The organism is Pseudomonas sp. MWU13-2862 (genome assembly GCF_023242495.1).
Taxonomy (GTDB): Bacteria; Pseudomonadota; Gammaproteobacteria; order Pseudomonadales; family Pseudomonadaceae; genus Aquipseudomonas; species Aquipseudomonas gingeri_D.
In genome coordinates this window covers 223,996-240,765 of sequence record NZ_JALMEZ010000001.1, presented here as the reverse complement: position 1 = coordinate 240,765, position 16,770 = coordinate 223,996, and the positions used below count along the sequence as shown (strand labels likewise).

Here is a 16,770-nt window from a genome sequence, read left to right as displayed (position 1 = left end):
GTCGGCGCCGGGTTTTTTTCGGGAGGATTTTCATGAGCACTTCCATGACACCGCTGCTCGAACGTCTGCTGCGTCCCGCCAATCCTGGCGATGAGATGACCCGGCGCCGGGCGGGGGGCGGTGCGCAGCAAGAGCTGGAACACCTGTGCCGAGATTTGACGCTGCTGTTCAATGCCACCGGACTCGGGGCGATCTGCCCGTTGGGCAGCCAGCCCCATGTCACCCGTTCAGTGCTCAACTATGGCCTGGGCAACCTGGCGGGCGTGGTGCTGTCGAGCATCGATACGCAGAAGCTCGAGAGCCGCATCCGTGAAATCGTCCTGGATTTTGAACCGCGCATTCTGCGTTACAGCGTCGCGGTGCAGCTGCTGCCGGTGACGTCCTGCAGTGCCAGCCTGAATTTTCTGATCGAGGGCGAGATCCGCGGCCTCGATGCGTTGCACGCCTTTCGCCTGGAGTCGGCCTGGAACACCGAAAGTGGTGAGGTGCGGGTCCGGCCCTATGGTCGACCGTCCACCCATGGATGAGCGGCTGCTGCGGCACTACGAGCGTGAATTGAGTTTCCTGCGTGAAGCCGGTGCCGAGTTCGCCGAGGACTACCCCAAGATCGCCGCCACCCTGGGGCTGCGCCCCGATGAGGTGACCGATCCGTCGGTGGAGCGTTTGCTGGAGGGGCTGAGTTTTCTCACTGCCCGGGTGCAACTGCAAATGGAAGCCGAGTTTCCGCGTTTCACCGAGAGCCTGCTGGAACTGGTGCAGCCGCAGCAGTTGCTGCCGGTGCCGTCCATGGCGGTACTGCAGCTTTCCCCGGACTTGCAGGAGGGCTCGCTGGCCTCGGGGTTCACCTTGCCGGCCGATAGCGTGGTGCGCTCCGTGGGTGAGGCGGGCGGGCAAGACCCGCGCTGCGAGTTTCGCAGCCTGCGCCCGGTGACGCTCTGGCCCCTGGTCCTGGACTCGGCCGAGTACCTGCCCAGCGCGGGACTGCTCAAGGGCTTGCCCGCCAGCGTCGTCAAGCAGGAAGGTGGTGCCTTGCGCCTGCGTCTGCGAACCACCGCCGGGGTGTCCTTCGATCAATTGGCACTGCAGGAGCTGACGCTGTTCCTGCGCGGCGATGGCTCGCTGCCGCTGGCTCTCCAGGAAGCCCTGTTGACCCGTGCCGAAGGTCTGTTCATACGTTGCGGCGAAGGCGAGGGCGGATGGAGCCCGCGAATCGACCCCGAGCATATCCGGCAACCGCCTGCGCACCCGGTCTCCAGCCAGTATGCACGGTCGTTGAACAGTGACGCGGTGTGCGCGCAACTCAAGACCTTTCTCGCCTTCGCCGAGGGCGAGCGCTTTGTCAGCCTGGGTGGCCTGGGGCCGGCGTTGCGCGATTGTCCGGCGCGCAGCGTGGAGCTGGTGGTGGTGTTCGCGCCCCTGTCACAACCCTTGTCGGCGCTGCTCAATGCCAGCCACTTCGGGTTGTTCTGCGTACCGGTGATCAATCTGTTCAACAAGCGGGTCGAGCGAATCGTCGTCGATCCTTATCGGCATGACTTGCCCTTGGTGGTCGACAAGGCCCGGCCACTCGCCTACGAGATCCAGGAGGTCCTGGCGGTCCATGGCTATGCCGCCGGCTCCAAGGAACGCCAGGTCATCCTGCCGTTGTATGCCCCGCAACGGCAGGATGGAGACGAGCGTCGCCTGGCGGGGTTCTACCAGATGCAGCGCACGCCCAGCCGCGTTCCACAGCGCTTTGTCGACGGGCAGCGGCGTTATCGCGGCTGTGACGCCAGTCTGGTCGTGGCGCTGGAGGCGGATGCCGAGTTGCAGCGCCTGGCGGTGGACGTGCTGTGTTCCAACCGCGACCTGCCGTTGCGCCTGCCCCTGGGGGCGGGCAACACCGACTTCGTCCTCGACGTGGGCGCCCCGGTATTGGCGATCCGTTGTGTGGCCGGGCCTTCGCGACCGCTCCCCGCGCCGTCCCAGGGCGACCGGCAATGGCAGGTGGTGCGGCAGTTGTCGCGCAACTACCTGCCCCTGGCTCACCACGACGGGGCGGCCGGGGCCCGGGCCTTGCGCGAGTTGCTGGCGCATTACCTGCCCGAGGGCGACAGCAGCGGGCACAAGTTGCTGCAAGGCATCGTCTCGTTGCGCGCGCAGGTCGTCACCCGGCGTTTGCCCGGGGCCGGGCCGGTGGCGTTCGGTCGCGGGCTGAACCTGACCCTGGTCCTTGATGACGCCGCCTGCGAAGGCACCGGGACCTATCTGTTCGGCGCCGCGCTGGAGCGTTTTTTTGTGCGTTATGCCGCGCTCAATGCCTTTATGCAGACCGAGTTGCACAGTGTGAGCCGAGGCCCTATCAAGACCTGGCAGGCGAGGGCGGGTCAATGCATGATCTGGTAGCGCCACCGCCCGAGTTGGTCGAACAGCCCTGGCGCTACGATTTTTTTGCCGCGATGCGTTTGCTCGAGCGCACCTACCCTGATGCGCCGCGCTGGGGGACTGCGCCGCGCCTGGGCGACGATCCGTTGCGTCTGGCGCAGCACGTCTCGCTGGCGTTCGAGCCGGCGATGATCGCTCAACTGCGCCTGCGTGAGGGCCGTGCCGCGCAACTGGCGGTGAACTTCTTCGGCCTGACGGGGGCGAACGGGCCGATGCCCCTGCATTTCAGCGAGGATGTGCTGTCGCGCCAGATCAACCATGGCGACAGTACCCTGGCGCACTTTCTCGATGTGTTTCACCACCGTCTGCTGAGCCTGCTTTATCGAAGCTGGGCGCGGGTGCGGCCGGTGGTCTGGGCCGATCGTCCGGCCGACGACCGTTTCGCCGACTATGTGTCGGCGTTCTCTCCGGGCCAGCCCCGCGCCTTGCCCAACGCCACGCGCTACTACGCGCCGCAGTTTATCGATCAGCGCCGCAGTGCCGCCGGTTTGCTGGCCCTGGTCCGGGATCTGCTGCGCCTGCCGGTGGCGCTCAGCAGCCTGGGCCGGCATCGGACTGTCCTGGCATCCGATGAACGCTTGCAGCTGGGTCGGCGGCGCGAGTCGGCGCGGCTGGGCGGGGCCGCGTTGCTGGGGCGCCGGCTGTGGAATATCCAGCACAGTTTCTGCTTGCACCTGGGGCCTTTGTCCTGGGCGGACTACCAGCACCTGCTGCCCGGCGGACGTTACTTCGAACCCTTGTGCCAACTGGTCGAATGTTATGTCGGACCGACCTTTCAATGGGATCTCGATGTGTGTCTGGAGGCAGGGCAGCGACCAGGCCTGCAACTGGGCGCACGGCAGGGCCTGGGACGGGCCTGCTGGTTGGGGCACAAGGGTGCGACGGCAGCGGGATGGCGCTTCGAACCTGCGCGCTTTCAGCGACCCGCACCGGGCCACGTCGGCTGATTTAGGAGTTATCCGATACCCCGCAGGGCACCCTTCACTGACACTGCGCGGGCTTTCCACGGATGTCTGTCTGGAGCACGCATGAATCAGCAAGTTGTAATGGGCGCCTTGCTTTCCTGTTCGTTTGGCGCCGCACCGGCTCCCCTGGGTGTCCTGCCGCTGGGGCGGGTCAAGGTCGAAGGTCGGCTGGCGGCGAACATTCTCGATCATCAACCCATGGTCAATATTCCTGCCTTCGGCCTCTGCCGCAGCCCGGCCAACCCCCAGGTCGCGGCGGCGACGGCCGCCGCCATGGGCGTGTTGACGCCGATGCCCTGCGTGCCCGCCACGCTCACGCCCTGGCAGCCCGGTGCGATGCGAACACGGATTGCCAAGCTGCCGGCGCTGGACCACTGCTGCACCTGCCAGTGCAACTGGGGTGGTCAGATCAGCGTCAACGCCAGTGCCACCCTCAAGACCACGATTGCCTGAGCGAGCCCTTGTCACCATGTCCGAAAACACCTACCACCGTGTCCAGGTGCCTGGCGTCGATGCCAAACTGTCGCTGCTCGAACTCAGCGGTCGCGAGGGGCTGAGCCAGCTCGGTGAATACGAGCTGACATTGTCCAGCAGCGACGACGCACTGCAGGTCGATGATCTGCTGGGGCGACCGCTGGCACTGAGCCTCGGTGTCGTGGACGAACGGGCACGCTCCATCCACGGCTATATCACGGCCTTCAGTGCCATGGGCCGCGCCGACCGCCAGGCGTGCTACCGAGTCTCCCTCAGGCCCTGGCTCTGGTTCCTGACACAGTCCCGGCGCCAACGTATTTTCCAGAACCAGACCCTCAGGCAAGTGCTTGATGAGGTCTTCAGCGACTACCCTTTCAGTGTCGATTGGCAGGCCGAATGCCCGGAGGCGATGGAGTATTGCGTGCAGTTCGGCGAAAGCGACTTTGCCTTTTTCAGCCGCTTGCTGGAGGACGCGGGGCTCTACTACTTCTTCGCTCATCAACCTGACGATCATCTGCTGGTGATCGCCGATTCGATGAGCGCGCACAAACCGGTGCAGCACCTGTGGGAAATGACTTATCGGCCCAACCAGGACAAGGTCCCGGGCAGCCTGCTGAACTGGGAGTCCCACGGCGAACTGCGGCCCGGGATGTTCAACCTGGTGGATTTCGACTTCACCAAGGCCAGCAACCGCGAGGCCAGCGTCCTTTCGGCGAGTCATGGGGCGGCGGCGACGGAGCGCCACGGCAACTACCGACAAGAAGGTTTCCCGGGGCGATTCAGCCGTCGCGACTCTGGTGAAACCCTGGCGCGGATCCAGCTCGAAGCCGCGCACGCCCGCCAGCAGTGGCGATGGGGCGTCAGCCAGTCGCCGTACCTGGCGCCCGGACAGTACTTCACTCTGGTCGATCACCCGCGAGCCGAGCAGAACGGCGATTACCTGATCGTGGCCGCGACCTTGCAGTTCGAGGCCACGACCGAGTTGCGCTGCGAGGTCGAGGCGATCCCGACCACCCAGGTGTTTCGCGCGCCGATCCAGACACCGCGTCCGCTGATCGCCGGACCACAGACGGCCTTTGTGGTCGGTAAGGAAGGCGATCCGATCTGGGTCGACGAGTACGGTCGGATCAAGGTGCAGTTTCACTGGGACAGCAGCGGGCGACGCAACGAGGCGTGTTCCTGCTGGGTCCGGGTCGCCCAGCCGATAGCCGGCAAGCGTTGGGGGGCGCTGTTCGTGCCGCGGGTCGGGCAGGAGGTGGTGGTGGAGTTCCTCGGCGGCGACCCCGACCGGCCCCTGGTCACCGCCGGGCTCTATAACGCCGGTCACCGGCCACCCTGGGAGCTGCCGGCCCAGGCGGCCCGCAGTGGTCTCAAATCGCAGTCCCTGGGCGAGCAGGATGTCTACAACGAGTTGCGCTTCGACGACAAGAAGGGCCACGAGCAACTGCTGATCCATGCCGGACGCAACCAGGACCTGACGGTGCGCAACGATGCGTTCGCCAGCATTGGCAACGACTGGCACCTGACGGTGGGCGCCAATCAGTTTCTCAAGGTCGAGGATGACCTTCATGAGTCCGTGGGCGGCCGGCGCAACACTCGGGTCGATGCCGATCAATCGCTGGATATCGGCGGCGACAGCCATTGCCGGATTGCCGGCCAATGGCAGTCGAGCGCCACCGATATGGATTTCAAGGCCAACGGCAAGCTGGTGCTGGAAGCCGGCAAGAGCCTGACCCTCAAGGTCGGTGCCAGTACCCTGGTACTCAGCGCCACGGGTGTGGCGATCAACGGCAAGACCGTTACCCTCGACGGTACCGCCTCGGTCGACATCAATGGCGGCGCCGCCGCGGCCACCACCTCGGCCAAGGCGGCGGCACCTGCGAAGGCCAAACAGCCCAAGGAGGCCGACGATGGTCGTGATTAAGCCGGTGTTTCGACGCGCCCTGTGCCTGCTGCTGGTGTCGACGCTCCCGGGCTGTGCCTGGTTTTGGTCGGACGAACCGCCGCCTGAACCGCGTATCGTGTTGTCCCTGGAAGCGGCACTGGACAGCAATCCCGACCTGCATGGGCGGCCGTCGCCGGTGATTGTCAGGCTCCTGCAACTGGCGGACGGCAAGCGCCTGGAACAGGTCGAGCTGTTCCAGTCCGAAGCCGCGGCCGAGCAGGCGCTGGGCCGTGATCTGCTGCGCCAGGAATCGTTGCTGCTGCGCCCGGGCCAGCAGCAGGAGCAGAACTTTCTTCCCGTGCCCGGCACCCGCTTTATCGCGCTGGTGGCCGAGTACCGCAATATCGACCATGCCCAGTGGTGGGCCTGGGCCGAAATCGACCCGACGCGCCCCTCGCGGCTGAAGGCCCAGATCGCTCGCCAGCGCGTGGCGTTGACGTCGGCGCCGGCAGAGGAGAATGCCGATGAGTAGTCACGACGGCGTCGTCTGGTCAGAAGGCATGTTTCTGCTGCCGCAGCACTTCCAGCAGCAAGAGCGCCATCATCGGGCCCGGCTGGCGCAGGTCCTGCGTGCCGTGCAACCCCATGGCTGGGGCTTTGTCACACTGAAAATCGATGCCGCGCAGTTGGCGCTGGGCAACCTGGCCCTGAGCGCCTGCGAAGGGATCATGCCCGATGGCAGTCCCTTCGCCCTGACGGACGAGGAACTGGTCCGGCTGCGTTATCCGGTGGCCGACGGCGAGCGTGACGTGCAGTTGGTGCTGGCCCTGGCCCTCAATCGCCCTGGGGCGGCGGACACCGAAACCGCCCCCGGGGACGACAGCCTGGCCCGTTACCGGATCAGCGAAGTCCTGGTGGCCGACGCCAATACCGAGGGCGGCGAGCCGGCCTGTTTGCAGGTCTGTCGTCTGAACCTGAAGCTGGCGCGGGAGGCGGATGTCGCCGCCTCCCATGTCTTTTTGCGGGTGGCCCGGGTGGTGGAGCGCACGGCCGCCGGCCTGGTGGTGCTCGACCGGCAACAGGTGGCACCGTTGCTGGCCTGGCGTAGTTCGCCGGTGTTGGCGCGCTCCGTCGACGAACTGATCGCCCGCGCCCGCCAACGCGGTGTGGCCCTGGCCGGCGGGCTTGGCCAGGGCGGGCTCGGCGGGATGACCGAGATCCAGCAGTACGTGATGCTGCAGAGCGTCAATCGCGCCGAAAGCCTGCTGATGCACCTGGCCAGCCAGCCGGCGTTGCACCCCGAGTTGCTGTACCGCGAGTTGGTGCGGCTGGCCGGCGAACTGGCGATTTTCGGCCAGGAGCGCAAGCGCCCCAGGGCGTATCCGCCGTACCGCCATGACCGCCTGGGCGAGAGCTTTGTGCCGTTGATCCAGGACCTGTTGCAGGCGTTGAGTGCGGTGGCCAGTGCCGATGTGGTGGCCCTGGCGCTCAAGAGCGGAGCCTTTGGTTTTCGTTTTGCCCAGGTGCCGGATATCAACCTGTATCAATCGGCGCGTTTTATTCTCGCGGTGCGCGCGCAGGTGCCCGACGAGGAACTGCGCAAAAGTTTCCCCAGCCGCTTGAAGATCGGTCCGGCCGAGCGCCTGCACGACCTGGTGAACCTGCAATTGCCGGGGTTGGCGATCCAGGTGTTGCCGACGGCGCCCAGGGAGCTGCCTTACTACCCCGGCTTCAGCTATTTCCAGCTGTCGAACGACCATCCCTTGTGGGCTGATCTGGTGGACACCAGCGGCTTCGGCCTGCATGTGGCCGGTTCGTTTCCGGGACTGCAATTGGCGTTCTGGGCCATCAGGGAGGCGTGATGGCGTTTGCCAGAACGGCTCGCGGATCGCGCAAAAACGCTCGCGAGCGTGTCCAGGCCGGACCGGCGGTTGCCGATGAAAACCTCTGCGTGCTGGCTGACGACCTGCTGCATGAGGTGGTGGTGTTCCAGCGGCTGAAGCGCCAGCCCGACCTGCCGGCGCTGCGTTTGCGCCTGATCGCCCGGTTGCGGACCTTCCAGCGGCAGGCCCTGGCTTGCGGTATCGAATCACGCATCGTGTTGCGTGCCCGTTATGCCCTGTGCACCTTGCTCGATGAAATCATCGCCAGCAGCGAATGGGCCCGGGGCGCCTGGTCACGGCACAGCCTGCTGATGACCTTTCATCAGGAAGCCAAGGGCGGCGAAGGATTCTTCGCCTATCTGGACGAGGCGCAGCTCAAGCCTGTGGAGCACCTGGCGCTGCTCGAACTGATGTACCTGTGTCTGGCCCTGGGCCTGGAGGGGCGTTATCGAATCGAACGCGAAGGCCGTTCGATCCTGATCCTCAAACGTGCCCGACTCTACGAAACCCTGCGCCTGCATCGCGAGCGTTATCCGCGTCCGTCGCCGAAAACCGCGCTACCGAGCCGCTGGCCACGGCGTGCGCTGCGCTGGACCTTGGGCGGCCTGCTGGTGTTGCTGATGGGCCTCGCCGTCGCGGGTGCCTATGACTTGCAGGTGCGTTCCGCCCAGCAGCGGCTTGGATTGTCGCGGCTGTTGTCCACCGTGGCGGCACTCCCTCCTGCGCCGGCAGCCCTGCCCACGCTGGCTGAGCGCCTGGCCGAGGATATCCGCGCCGGACGCCTGACGTTGCAGGAGGAGGCCGGCGCCGTGCGGCTGTTGCTCGGTACCAGGCAATTGTTTGCCCCAGGCGGCAGCGTGATCGCGCCAGAAAGTCGAGCCACCTTGCAGCGTACTGCCACGGTGCTGGCGGATTGGCCGGGGCGTATCCGGATCATCGGCCACAGTGACGACACGCCGGTGGGCAAGGGCCGGGTCTCCAACCAGCAGCTCTCGCTGCGGCGCGCCCGCGCGGTGTTGGTCGAGATGTTCGGCGCGGCGGCCGACCCCGGGCGGGTCCAGGCCCTGGGGCGTGGTGCCAGTGAACCACGGGTGCCGAATGACAGCGCGGACAACCGGGCTCGCAATCGTCGGGTGGAGATTGTGCTCGAACCGCTGTGACCGCCAGCGCCCCGCCAGGGGGCGCGTCACCCCATTTGCCCTCGCCGGATGACTGCCACCATGCTCTTGAGATTGCTGAAAAACCTTTTGCGGGCGCTGCCGCTGGTGGTGGGGCTTTATCTGCTGACCCTGCTGGTCCGCCATCAGGGGCCGCGCTTGTCTATCGATGGTGTTGCGCCGCTGGCCCAGGACTGGCAGCAGTGGCTGTTGCTGGGCCCTATGTACCTGGTGGGGCTGATTTTTTTCGGGTGGGCCCGGCGACGGCGCAAGCGTCGGGAGTTGCTCCGCGCCGAGGCGGCGCAGTCGGCGTTGCAGGAACTCAATCCTCCTGGCATCCGGGAACGGCGCTTGCGCGAGCGGTTGGAGCACTGGCGCCTGGAAAGCCAGGCCAACGCCAGCGGCCCGGTGTTCCTGCTGTTGGGGGCGACCGGTGCCGGCAAGCGCAGTCTGATGGGAGAGAAGGGCCGTCGCGCACCCACGGGCGACGAGTTGCCGCATGATGATTTGCACCCGGGGCGTATCGGCGCTTTTTCCGTCATGGCCGTGAGCTCCGCGTTGCTGACCCAGGCCGATCCTGACGGCAAAGGGTTATGGCGTTGCCTGCTCGATGAACTGAGCCGCTCGCATCGTCACGGCTTGGGGGTTGCGGGAGCGGTGCTGGTGCTCAATGCGGTGCATCTGTTGCGTCTGGCGCCCGCCGCCCGCGATGCCCAGGCGTTGATCCTGCGGGCGCGCCTGGAAGAGCTGGGCGCCCGGTTCGGTCAGGGCTTGCCGGTGCAGGTGATCGTCACCCACTGTGATCGCTTGCCGGGATTCGAGCCGTCGTTGCTGGCCTTGCCGGCCGAGGAACGAGACCTGGCGCTGGCCTTTGCCCATGGGCGCAATCGGCAGAACCTGTCGGGGCTGGCCGAGCGCCTTGTCCGCGCCTTCGCGGCGGTGCAAGACACAATACCCGAGCGTTTGCAGAGAGAGACACAGACCGCTGCGCGGGTTCAACTCTACGGTTTCCCGCGCTTGTGGCGACAGTTCGGCGAGGTCTTGCAGCCTTATCTGCAAACGGCGTTTTTCGAGCAGCCGCGGGTTGCGCAGGCCCATCTGCAATCGCTGCATTGCAGCGGCCACTTGCGGTTCGAACCGGGCACCCGGGCTGCCAGCCAACGCTTGGTCCGTTGTCTGCAGCAGACTCGACGTCACGGGCGCTGGCGGGGATTCTTGTCGCGGGGGGCGGGTGGGGCGCGCTGGTTGCTGGTCTTCGGCGCGGCGGCCCTGGTCATTCTGTTGGCAACGCTGCTCGGCAACGGTTACTGGCAGCAGGCCCGGCAGTTGCAGTGGCTGACCGAGCAACAAGTTTTGCTTGAGCAGTTACCGGCCAGCGCTACCGGAGCGAGTGTGACGCCGACGCTGCTCGAACGCCTGGCGCACTTCAGGAACCTAGCCTATCCACCCTCGGGCGCCGGGTTGTGGCCCGGCTTCTGGTTGAGCGAGTATCGCCGCTTGCTGGGCCAGACCCGTAGCCTTTACCAGCGGGCGTTACTCGAAGAATTGCTGCCTGGCGTTGTGCAAAGCTTGCAGTATTCCCCGTTGAACGAGCCGTATAGCGAGCGCCAGGAGCGTCTGCGCTTTTACCTGATGCTGGGCGGCCAGGGCCGCTTCGAATCGGCGGCCTTCGACGACTGGCTGTTGGCCCGGGTGCGGGGCGATCTCGGTCAGTCGCTGGCCCCGGAGCAACGCGAGCAATTGCAGGTTCATGCCCGGGCACTGATACCGCTGCTGGCGACGGGGCCGGTGCTGAGCGTCGATCCGCAGTGGGTCGAGCGGGAGCGTCGACAACTGCGTAGCGAGCCGCAACAACAGCGTTTGTACGCTCGACTGAGCGCGATGTTGGCCAGTGCCGACGCGGAGGATTTCAGTGTCGTCGCGGTCAGCGGCAGCGAGGGGCTGCTGAGTCTTGCCCGGCGTAGCGGCGAGCCCTTGAACCGAGGTGTTCCCGCACGCTTCAGCCCCAAGGGCTATGAACAACTGCGGATCCGCCTGCCGCTACTGGTGGCCGAGGTGCTCAAGGATGAAGACTGGGTCATGGGCGAGGGGCTGCGGCTGGACGCACTGACCTTGCACAACGAAGTGTCGGCGCTTTATGCACAGGACTATATCCGTCACTGGGAAAACTTCTTTGCCGACTTGCAACTGGTTGGCCTCGACCAGCCCGAATCCCTGGCCCTCAGGCTCGAGCGGTTGTCGCGGGCCGACTCGGCGCTGTTCAGTCTGCTGCGCGCGGCAGGGCGTGAAACCCGCCTGGAGATCCCCGAGGTTCCCCAGCGTCTGGTCGACAGAGCGCGTCAGCAAGTGTCGTCACTGGCCTCCGGTTTCTCCTCGGAGGTGGCCAAGGCGCTGCCTGCCACGATTGCCGCCGAGGAGCACCCGGTCAACCGGCACTTTGCGCTGCTGCAACAGCTGACCGAAGGCAGCGCCGCCGGGCTTGAGGCATTGCGCGAAGCCCTGGCCCAGGCGGCGGTTTACCTCCAGGCCCGCGAGCAAGCCTTGGCGATGGGCTTGCCGAGCCCGCCGGTGGATGCCCTGGAGCAGCTGAGACGGCAGATCGACAGCCTGCCGCCGCTGCTGCATCCGCTGTTCGCCGATATCGTCAGTGTCGGCCGGCAACATCTGCATCAGAAGACGGTGGCGACGGTCGGTGCCAACCTGAACCTGCAACTGGGCCCCGAATGCTCGCGGCTGCTCGCCCAGCGCTATCCCTTTGACCGGCAGGCCCGGGAGCAGCTATCGCTGGCGGACTTCAACCGCTTGTTCGCACCTGCCGGGTTGCTGCAGGATTTCCAGCGCAGCCATCCGGACGTCACGCTGCTGGAGGGCAAAGTGGCGGCGCAGTTCCGACGTGCGGAGCAGATTCGCCGGGCGTTCTTCCCTGCTGCGTCCGACGTCGCACGGGTCGATTTCGAGCTCAGTCCCGTGTCCATGGATGAAAGCATCGCCCAGGTGCGCCTGACCCTGGACGAGTTGCAGCTCAGCTATGCCCACGGTCCGATCCGTCCCAGCCTGTTCACCTGGCCGACCCGGGCCCTGGGCAGCCAGTTGAGGATGGTGGTCACGCTGATCGACGGTCGGACCCTGGTGCGCTCGGCCGAAGGGCCCTGGGCCTGGTTCCGCTTTATGGAACAGGGGCGCCTGGTGCCGGCGCCGAGCGGAGAAGGTTACTGGTTGACCCTGGGCTTCGAGGACGTCGAGGTGGTGCTGCAATTGCGCAGCGCCAGCCTTGACCATCCCTTCGGCCGCAAGATCCTCAGCGATTTCCGATGCCCATCGACGTAGCGACTGTCGGTATTTGGCCTGTCCTGCACCATGAAGGTCGGTTTCGTAATGGGCCCGTGGAAATATCCTATGTCGGATGCGCCGACGACTGTTTAGCATGACCTCCCATAGCCCACGCCAGAGGCGCCGATCGTCATCGTGGCGCGGCTGGCCGGGTGGGAGTCTGGCGCAGGGTGAGGGGCCCTGCGGATCAGGGGATGTATCGGTTGGGCAGGATGCCATGGTGAAGGGGTGGCGGTCCGCACAACGATTTTGCGTCGGTCGGACCTGACCACTGCCGAGTCAGTTTTTCATTGGCAGCAGTGCAGGAGAGTCCATGCTCGAGAAAAAGCCTACCCGCCTCATGATTCTGGACGACCACAGCCTGGTCCTGTGCGGCATGGAGATCAAGATCCAGGCCGAGGCCGATCTCTTGTTGCTGGGCAGCTTCAGCCGTGGTTCGACGCTGATGGCCGCCTTGCGCGAGGAGGAAGTCGACCTGGTGGTGATGGACTACTCGTTGCGCTCGGGCGAGGTCGACGGCCTGAACCTGATTCGTACCTTGAAGATCCGCTTTCCCAAGCTGCGGCTGCTGATCATTTCGTCCCTGTATGTACCGGCGACGGTGGCCCTGGCGCTGCGCTGCGGGGCCAGCGGCTTTATCGGCAAGGAGCTGAATTCCGACGAGTTCGTCCTGGCCATTCGTCAGGTGGCGGCCGGCAAGGTCTACCTGCACCCGGACATGGCAGAGGCATTGCAGGTGCATGAGGTGTCGCGGCTCGACATCGCCACGCCGGCCTCGGAATCCGAGGTCGCCAGCCTCGACGTGCTGGCCAGGACCTCCGAACTGACGGTGCGCGAGCACGAGGTGCTGCGCTGCTGCCTGGACGGCTTGTCGGTAAGCCATATTGCGCGCAAGTTCTCACGCAGTATCAAGACCATCAGTACCCAGAAGCAGGCGGCCTTTCGCAAGCTGGGACTGCGTGGCGACAACGAGTTGTACAAGGTGCGTTACCAGATGGAGGGGCGCTGATCTGCATTTTCCTGAAAATTCGCTGTCACAACCTGTTCAGTGTGCGCTCAGCGATGTCGAACTGATGCACAATACGCCCCGGACCGTTTTTCCTCAGGATTTTCAATGTCGACATCATTCCACTTGCGTGCCGTTGCATTGGCACTGATGCTGGCGGGCGCCGCGGGCTGCTCGTCGACCACCAAGACCGCCGTTTACGAACGGGAAAATTTCGACGACGCCGGCACGTTCTCACGCAATTACGGTGTGAGCGACGCGGCGTCCTGTGAAGCGGCCCGGCGTGCCTTGCTCAGCCAGGGCTATATCATCACCAGCAGCGACCCGAAGCTGATCAGCGGCAACAAGAGCTTCCAGCAGACCGGCGATACCCACATGCAGATCAGCTTCAGCGTGGTCTGTGCGGCGGATGGCGCGGCCAATCATCGCTCGACCATGTTCGCCAACGCCCTGCAGGACCGTTATGCACTGAAGAAGGTCAACAACTCCGCGAGCCTCGGCGTGGGCGTGCTGGGCTCGGTGTCGATGCCGATCGGCTCGACGGATGACTCGATGGTCAAGGTGGCCAGCGAGACCGTGTCCTCGGCGACCTTCTATGACCGTTTCTTCACCCTGGTGGAGCTGTTCCTGCCACCTGAAGTGAAAAAAGAAAAACATACCGACGAGAAACCCAAGGCCGAACTGGGGATGCCCGAAGCGGTGCCGGCCAAGGCGGCGGATCCCAAGGCGTCAGAGCACAAGGCCGTCGAGGCCAAGCCGGCGGACCCGACGCCTGCGCCGGCAGCGAAGGCCGCGGACCCTGTGCATAGTGCTCCTGTAGCTCCTGCCACTCCGGCGGCTCCTGCCGCGTCCGAACCGGTCGCCGCGCCAGCCGAAGCCGCTCCGGTAACGCCGCTCGAGAAGGCTCCCGCCACTCCAGCCGCCCCGGCAACCCCTGCCGAGCCGACGCCTGCCCCGACGCCAGCGGCCAGCGAGCCGGCGGCTCCGGCGCCTGCGGCTCAGTAAGCCGAGCACAAGGTGGCGGGGTCGGGTTTGTCGACCTCGATCCCGTGACCTTGTGACAGGGGATGCGGCCCGCAAAATAAAAGTGGGTAAATTCTGACCGTTCTGCTAGTTTTTTATTTCAGGCCCTTATTCAAGTGCCTGGGCAGACGGGGTGCTTCATTTTTCCTTCACATGGGACCCCTATGCTGGATCCAGTCCGTTCCCAAAGGCACGGTCAGCAAGACAGCGGTTTACCCACGAGCGAAAAAGGAGTTTGACGATGGATGACTATCAAGAAGAGCTGTTGGAGTTCAGTGCTTTCGAATTGGACCCCGTTGAGCCGGCTGAAGACGCGACCGAGCTGTAAACGGTCGTTTTTCGGCTCAGGCCGAATGCCGCTGGCTGCGGCGGAACTCGCCGGGTGTCTGGCCGTTCCAGCGTTTGAAAGCCCGTTGAAAGGCCTCGGCTGAGGCAAACCCGAGCAGGTAGGCGATTTCGCCAAAAGCCAGTTCGGTGTCGCGAATATAGGTCATCGCCAGGTCACGGCGAGTGTCGTTGAGAATGGCGCGAAATTGCGTGCCTTCCTCGGCCAGTTTGCGACGCAGTGTCCAGGTCGGCAGCTTCAGGCGTGCCGCCACTTCTTCCAGGTCGGGTTCCCGACCGCCATTGAGCAAAGGACCCAGCAACTGAGTGATACGTTCACGCAGACTGCGGGTGCGCGTCAGTTGTTCCAGTTCCCGTTCGCACAGTTGCAGCAGGTGCCGCCAGGTCCCGGGGCAATGGTTCGGGTTGCGCAGGCCCAGGCTGGCCTGGCTCAGGCGCAATTGATTGTGCTCGGCGGCGAAGTGCACCTGGCAGTCACCCAGCCCCTTGTAGGCCGCCGCATAGTCCGGTTCGGCGAATTCGATGTCGATGCGTTCGGCGTGCAGCGTTTCGCCGCCGACGCTGGCCAGCTGTTGTAGCCAGCCGGCGATGATCGAGTCCACCACGAAGCGGTTATAGGTGTTGTACGGACTGATGGAGTAGAAGCGCAGCCAGGCACCGTCGGCGTCTTCGTGGAAACTCGACTGCCCGCGATAATTGGAGCCGTAGAGCGCTTCGAAGCGGGTCAGGGTTCGCGCCGCTTCACGTACCGTCGGTGCCTGGGCGGCGGTGATACCGGCAAGGCCCGCCTGGGGGAGTCGGCTGAAACGACCCATGCGCAAGCCCAGGGCCGGGTCGCCGGTCAGTTGGATCGCCGCGTGCCCGAGGCGCATATAGCGCGGAATCGACAGCCGGGCGCCGGGCTCGGCCAGGCGCGCCGGGTCCAGCCCATATTGCTCCAGCAGCGCCCCAGCGTCCTGGTCATGGCTGCTCACCGCCTCGGCGAGGCTGTGGACGAAGCTCACGGACAGGTCGCCCAGGCGCATTGATACCGGCTTCATGGCAGCCACAGGTTCAGCAGGCGGGCACCGCGATCACTGCCGTCCTGCCCGTCGATGGAGCGCCCGTCCCGGCTGATAAAGCTCTGTCCCGAATAACGCTGGTTCCAGAACTGGCCACGGAGAAACACGGTCATGCCGGCCGTGGACTGGCTGGCGGGGGCGCGGCTGATCAGGGTCAGGCGATGCCAGGCTTCACCTTCGCCGAGTTCGCCGGGCCTGAGGCTGATCTCCGCCGGCGTGGCCGCGTTCTTGAAGCCGCGCCAGGGCTGTTCCCAGCTGTTCTTGCCGGGCAGCGAGGCGCTCACCGCAATCAGTGACACGCCGAGTTCGTCAAACCGGCGGTAGTTGTCCGGGTACCAACTGTCACTGCCGATCAGTACGCCGAGGCGCCCGGCCGGGGTCTCCACGGCATTCAGCTCCTGGCGTTCGCCACCCTTGATATAACCGCGTTCGTCGAAGGTCGGGTAGAGCTTGCGCTGGGGCTGGCCGAGGGGACGGCCGTCGGCGGCGAAGACCAGGCTGACGTTGTACAGCGCGCCCTTGCCGATTTTCAGGCTGCCTTGCTCGACGCTGGGATCCGGCAGGACGATGGAGCCGGCCACCAGGGTGACGCCGAATTCTTTCGCCAGGCCGCCGAACACCGCCTGGTAATCCTGGGCCATGCCTTTGGCCTTCATGCGCAGGCGGGCGTCTTCGAGGAAGCTGCGGCCCTTGGCATTGAACAGGGCACCGAGCAGCTTCAGCGGGTTGCCGAGCATCAGCCAGTTCATCGCCTCCTGCTGGTCGAGGGCCTGGTAGAGGTCATCCTTTTCCCCGCGCAGCAGCAGCCAGGTGCCGATGTGTTCGGGCAGTACCACAATGGTCTTGGCGTTCAGCAGTCCCAGGCCACGGGCCTGTTGCAGATAGGCCGCCAACTTGCGGTGCAGGCGCGCCGGGCTCTGGTAGTCGTTGGGAAACAGCTCCGGTTGCAGGCCCAGCAGGTTGCCGTGCTCGCCCGCCACGCCCTGGTCCACGGCCAGGCGGATACGCAGGTCCGAGAGGTAGTGGCCGCTGCCGCGTTGTTGGGTCCACACGCCATAACCGACGACGCTGGCGAGCAGCAGGACCGATAGGAAGAAGAGCAGGAATTTACGCATGGGAGCGGATAACGAACGACCGTGTGCGGGAGTCGTCGACTAGGGTAGGGCCCACGGGCGTGCTTGCCAAGGGGCACTGCACATTTGGATCAATAAGTTGTC

Annotated in this window: 13 protein-coding genes; 11 read left to right on the top strand and 2 right to left on the bottom strand. The window is 65.2% G+C overall.

The window, feature by feature from the left end; translation table 11 throughout:
* The first annotated feature begins 32 nt into the window (after positions 1-32).
* The 11 genes from M5C56_RS01155 to M5C56_RS01105 all read left to right on the top strand — a co-directional run bounded on the left by M5C56_RS01155 (position 33) and on the right by M5C56_RS01105 (position 14,129).
* Positions 33-527, top strand: coding sequence for a GPW/gp25 family protein (locus M5C56_RS01155; protein ID WP_177102298.1), 495 nt, complete (start codon positions 33-35; stop codon positions 525-527).
* On the top strand, positions 502-2,385 hold the full coding sequence (gene tssF, locus M5C56_RS01150) for a type VI secretion system baseplate subunit TssF (protein ID WP_247262995.1): 1,884 nt from the start codon (positions 502-504) through the stop codon (positions 2,383-2,385). The genes M5C56_RS01155 and tssF overlap by 26 nt, the downstream gene beginning before the upstream one ends.
* The gene (gene tssG, locus M5C56_RS01145) at positions 2,370-3,371 is read left to right on the top strand and encodes a type VI secretion system baseplate subunit TssG (protein ID WP_247262994.1); all 1,002 of its coding nucleotides are present in this window, start codon (positions 2,370-2,372) and stop codon (positions 3,369-3,371) included. Before tssF ends, tssG begins: the two co-directional genes overlap by 16 nt.
* Before the next feature lie 81 nt (positions 3,372-3,452).
* Entirely contained in the window at positions 3,453-3,842 is a 390-nt protein-coding gene (locus M5C56_RS01140; protein WP_103495067.1) for a DUF4280 domain-containing protein, read from the top strand.
* A 16-nt stretch (positions 3,843-3,858) separates the two neighbouring features.
* The gene (gene tssI / locus M5C56_RS01135; protein WP_103495066.1) at positions 3,859-5,787 is read left to right on the top strand and encodes a type VI secretion system tip protein TssI/VgrG; all 1,929 of its coding nucleotides are present in this window, start codon (positions 3,859-3,861) and stop codon (positions 5,785-5,787) included.
* On the top strand, positions 5,774-6,280 hold the full coding sequence (gene tssJ / locus M5C56_RS01130; RefSeq protein ID WP_247262993.1) for a type VI secretion system lipoprotein TssJ: 507 nt from the start codon (positions 5,774-5,776) through the stop codon (positions 6,278-6,280). Before tssI ends, tssJ begins: the two co-directional genes overlap by 14 nt.
* On the top strand, positions 6,273-7,610 hold the full coding sequence (gene tssK / locus M5C56_RS01125; RefSeq protein WP_103495064.1) for a type VI secretion system baseplate subunit TssK: 1,338 nt from the start codon (positions 6,273-6,275) through the stop codon (positions 7,608-7,610). Before tssJ ends, tssK begins: the two co-directional genes overlap by 8 nt.
* Positions 7,610-8,791 carry a type IVB secretion system protein IcmH/DotU gene (gene icmH / locus M5C56_RS01120; RefSeq protein WP_103495063.1) on the top strand — a complete coding sequence of 394 codons (1,182 nt, stop codon included), beginning with the start codon at positions 7,610-7,612 and terminating at the stop codon, positions 8,789-8,791. The genes tssK and icmH overlap by 1 nt, the downstream gene beginning before the upstream one ends.
* Positions 8,792-8,851: 60 nt before the next feature.
* Entirely contained in the window at positions 8,852-12,115 is a 3,264-nt protein-coding gene (locus M5C56_RS01115; protein WP_247262992.1) for an ImcF-related family protein, read from the top strand.
* Positions 12,116-12,431: 316 nt separating this feature from the next.
* Complete coding sequence (locus M5C56_RS01110; protein WP_103495061.1) at positions 12,432-13,127, top strand: response regulator transcription factor; 696 nt, start codon at positions 12,432-12,434, stop codon at positions 13,125-13,127.
* A 105-nt stretch (positions 13,128-13,232) separates the two neighbouring features.
* Complete coding sequence (locus M5C56_RS01105; protein WP_103495060.1) at positions 13,233-14,129, top strand: DUF2242 domain-containing protein; 897 nt, start codon at positions 13,233-13,235, stop codon at positions 14,127-14,129.
* A 362-nt stretch (positions 14,130-14,491) separates the two neighbouring features.
* Here M5C56_RS01105 and M5C56_RS01100 read toward each other — a convergent pair whose 3' ends face one another.
* Complete coding sequence (locus M5C56_RS01100) at positions 14,492-15,532, bottom strand: AraC family transcriptional regulator (RefSeq protein ID WP_103495059.1); 1,041 nt, start codon at positions 15,530-15,532, stop codon at positions 14,492-14,494.
* Entirely contained in the window at positions 15,529-16,668 is a 1,140-nt protein-coding gene (locus M5C56_RS01095) for a carbon-nitrogen hydrolase family protein (protein ID WP_103495058.1), read from the bottom strand. The genes M5C56_RS01100 and M5C56_RS01095 overlap by 4 nt, the downstream gene beginning before the upstream one ends.
* Between the last annotated feature and the right edge of the window lie 102 nt (positions 16,669-16,770).

Coding starts and splice junctions, on each gene's coding strand:
- M5C56_RS01155 (WP_177102298.1), top strand. CDS start 33: ATGAGCACTTCCATGACACCGCTGCTCGAACGTCTGCTGCGTCCCGCC.
- tssF (WP_247262995.1), top strand. CDS start 502: ATGGTCGACCGTCCACCCATGGATGAGCGGCTGCTGCGGCACTACGAG.
- tssG (WP_247262994.1), top strand. CDS start 2,370: ATGCATGATCTGGTAGCGCCACCGCCCGAGTTGGTCGAACAGCCCTGG.
- M5C56_RS01140 (WP_103495067.1), top strand. CDS start 3,453: ATGAATCAGCAAGTTGTAATGGGCGCCTTGCTTTCCTGTTCGTTTGGC.
- tssI (WP_103495066.1), top strand. CDS start 3,859: ATGTCCGAAAACACCTACCACCGTGTCCAGGTGCCTGGCGTCGATGCC.
- tssJ (WP_247262993.1), top strand. CDS start 5,774: ATGGTCGTGATTAAGCCGGTGTTTCGACGCGCCCTGTGCCTGCTGCTG.
- tssK (WP_103495064.1), top strand. CDS start 6,273: ATGAGTAGTCACGACGGCGTCGTCTGGTCAGAAGGCATGTTTCTGCTG.
- icmH (WP_103495063.1), top strand. CDS start 7,610: ATGGCGTTTGCCAGAACGGCTCGCGGATCGCGCAAAAACGCTCGCGAG.
- M5C56_RS01115 (WP_247262992.1), top strand. CDS start 8,852: ATGCTCTTGAGATTGCTGAAAAACCTTTTGCGGGCGCTGCCGCTGGTG.
- M5C56_RS01110 (WP_103495061.1), top strand. CDS start 12,432: ATGCTCGAGAAAAAGCCTACCCGCCTCATGATTCTGGACGACCACAGC.
- M5C56_RS01105 (WP_103495060.1), top strand. CDS start 13,233: ATGTCGACATCATTCCACTTGCGTGCCGTTGCATTGGCACTGATGCTG.
- M5C56_RS01100 (WP_103495059.1), bottom strand. CDS start 15,532: ATGAAGCCGGTATCAATGCGCCTGGGCGACCTGTCCGTGAGCTTCGTC.
- M5C56_RS01095 (WP_103495058.1), bottom strand. CDS start 16,668: ATGCGTAAATTCCTGCTCTTCTTCCTATCGGTCCTGCTGCTCGCCAGC.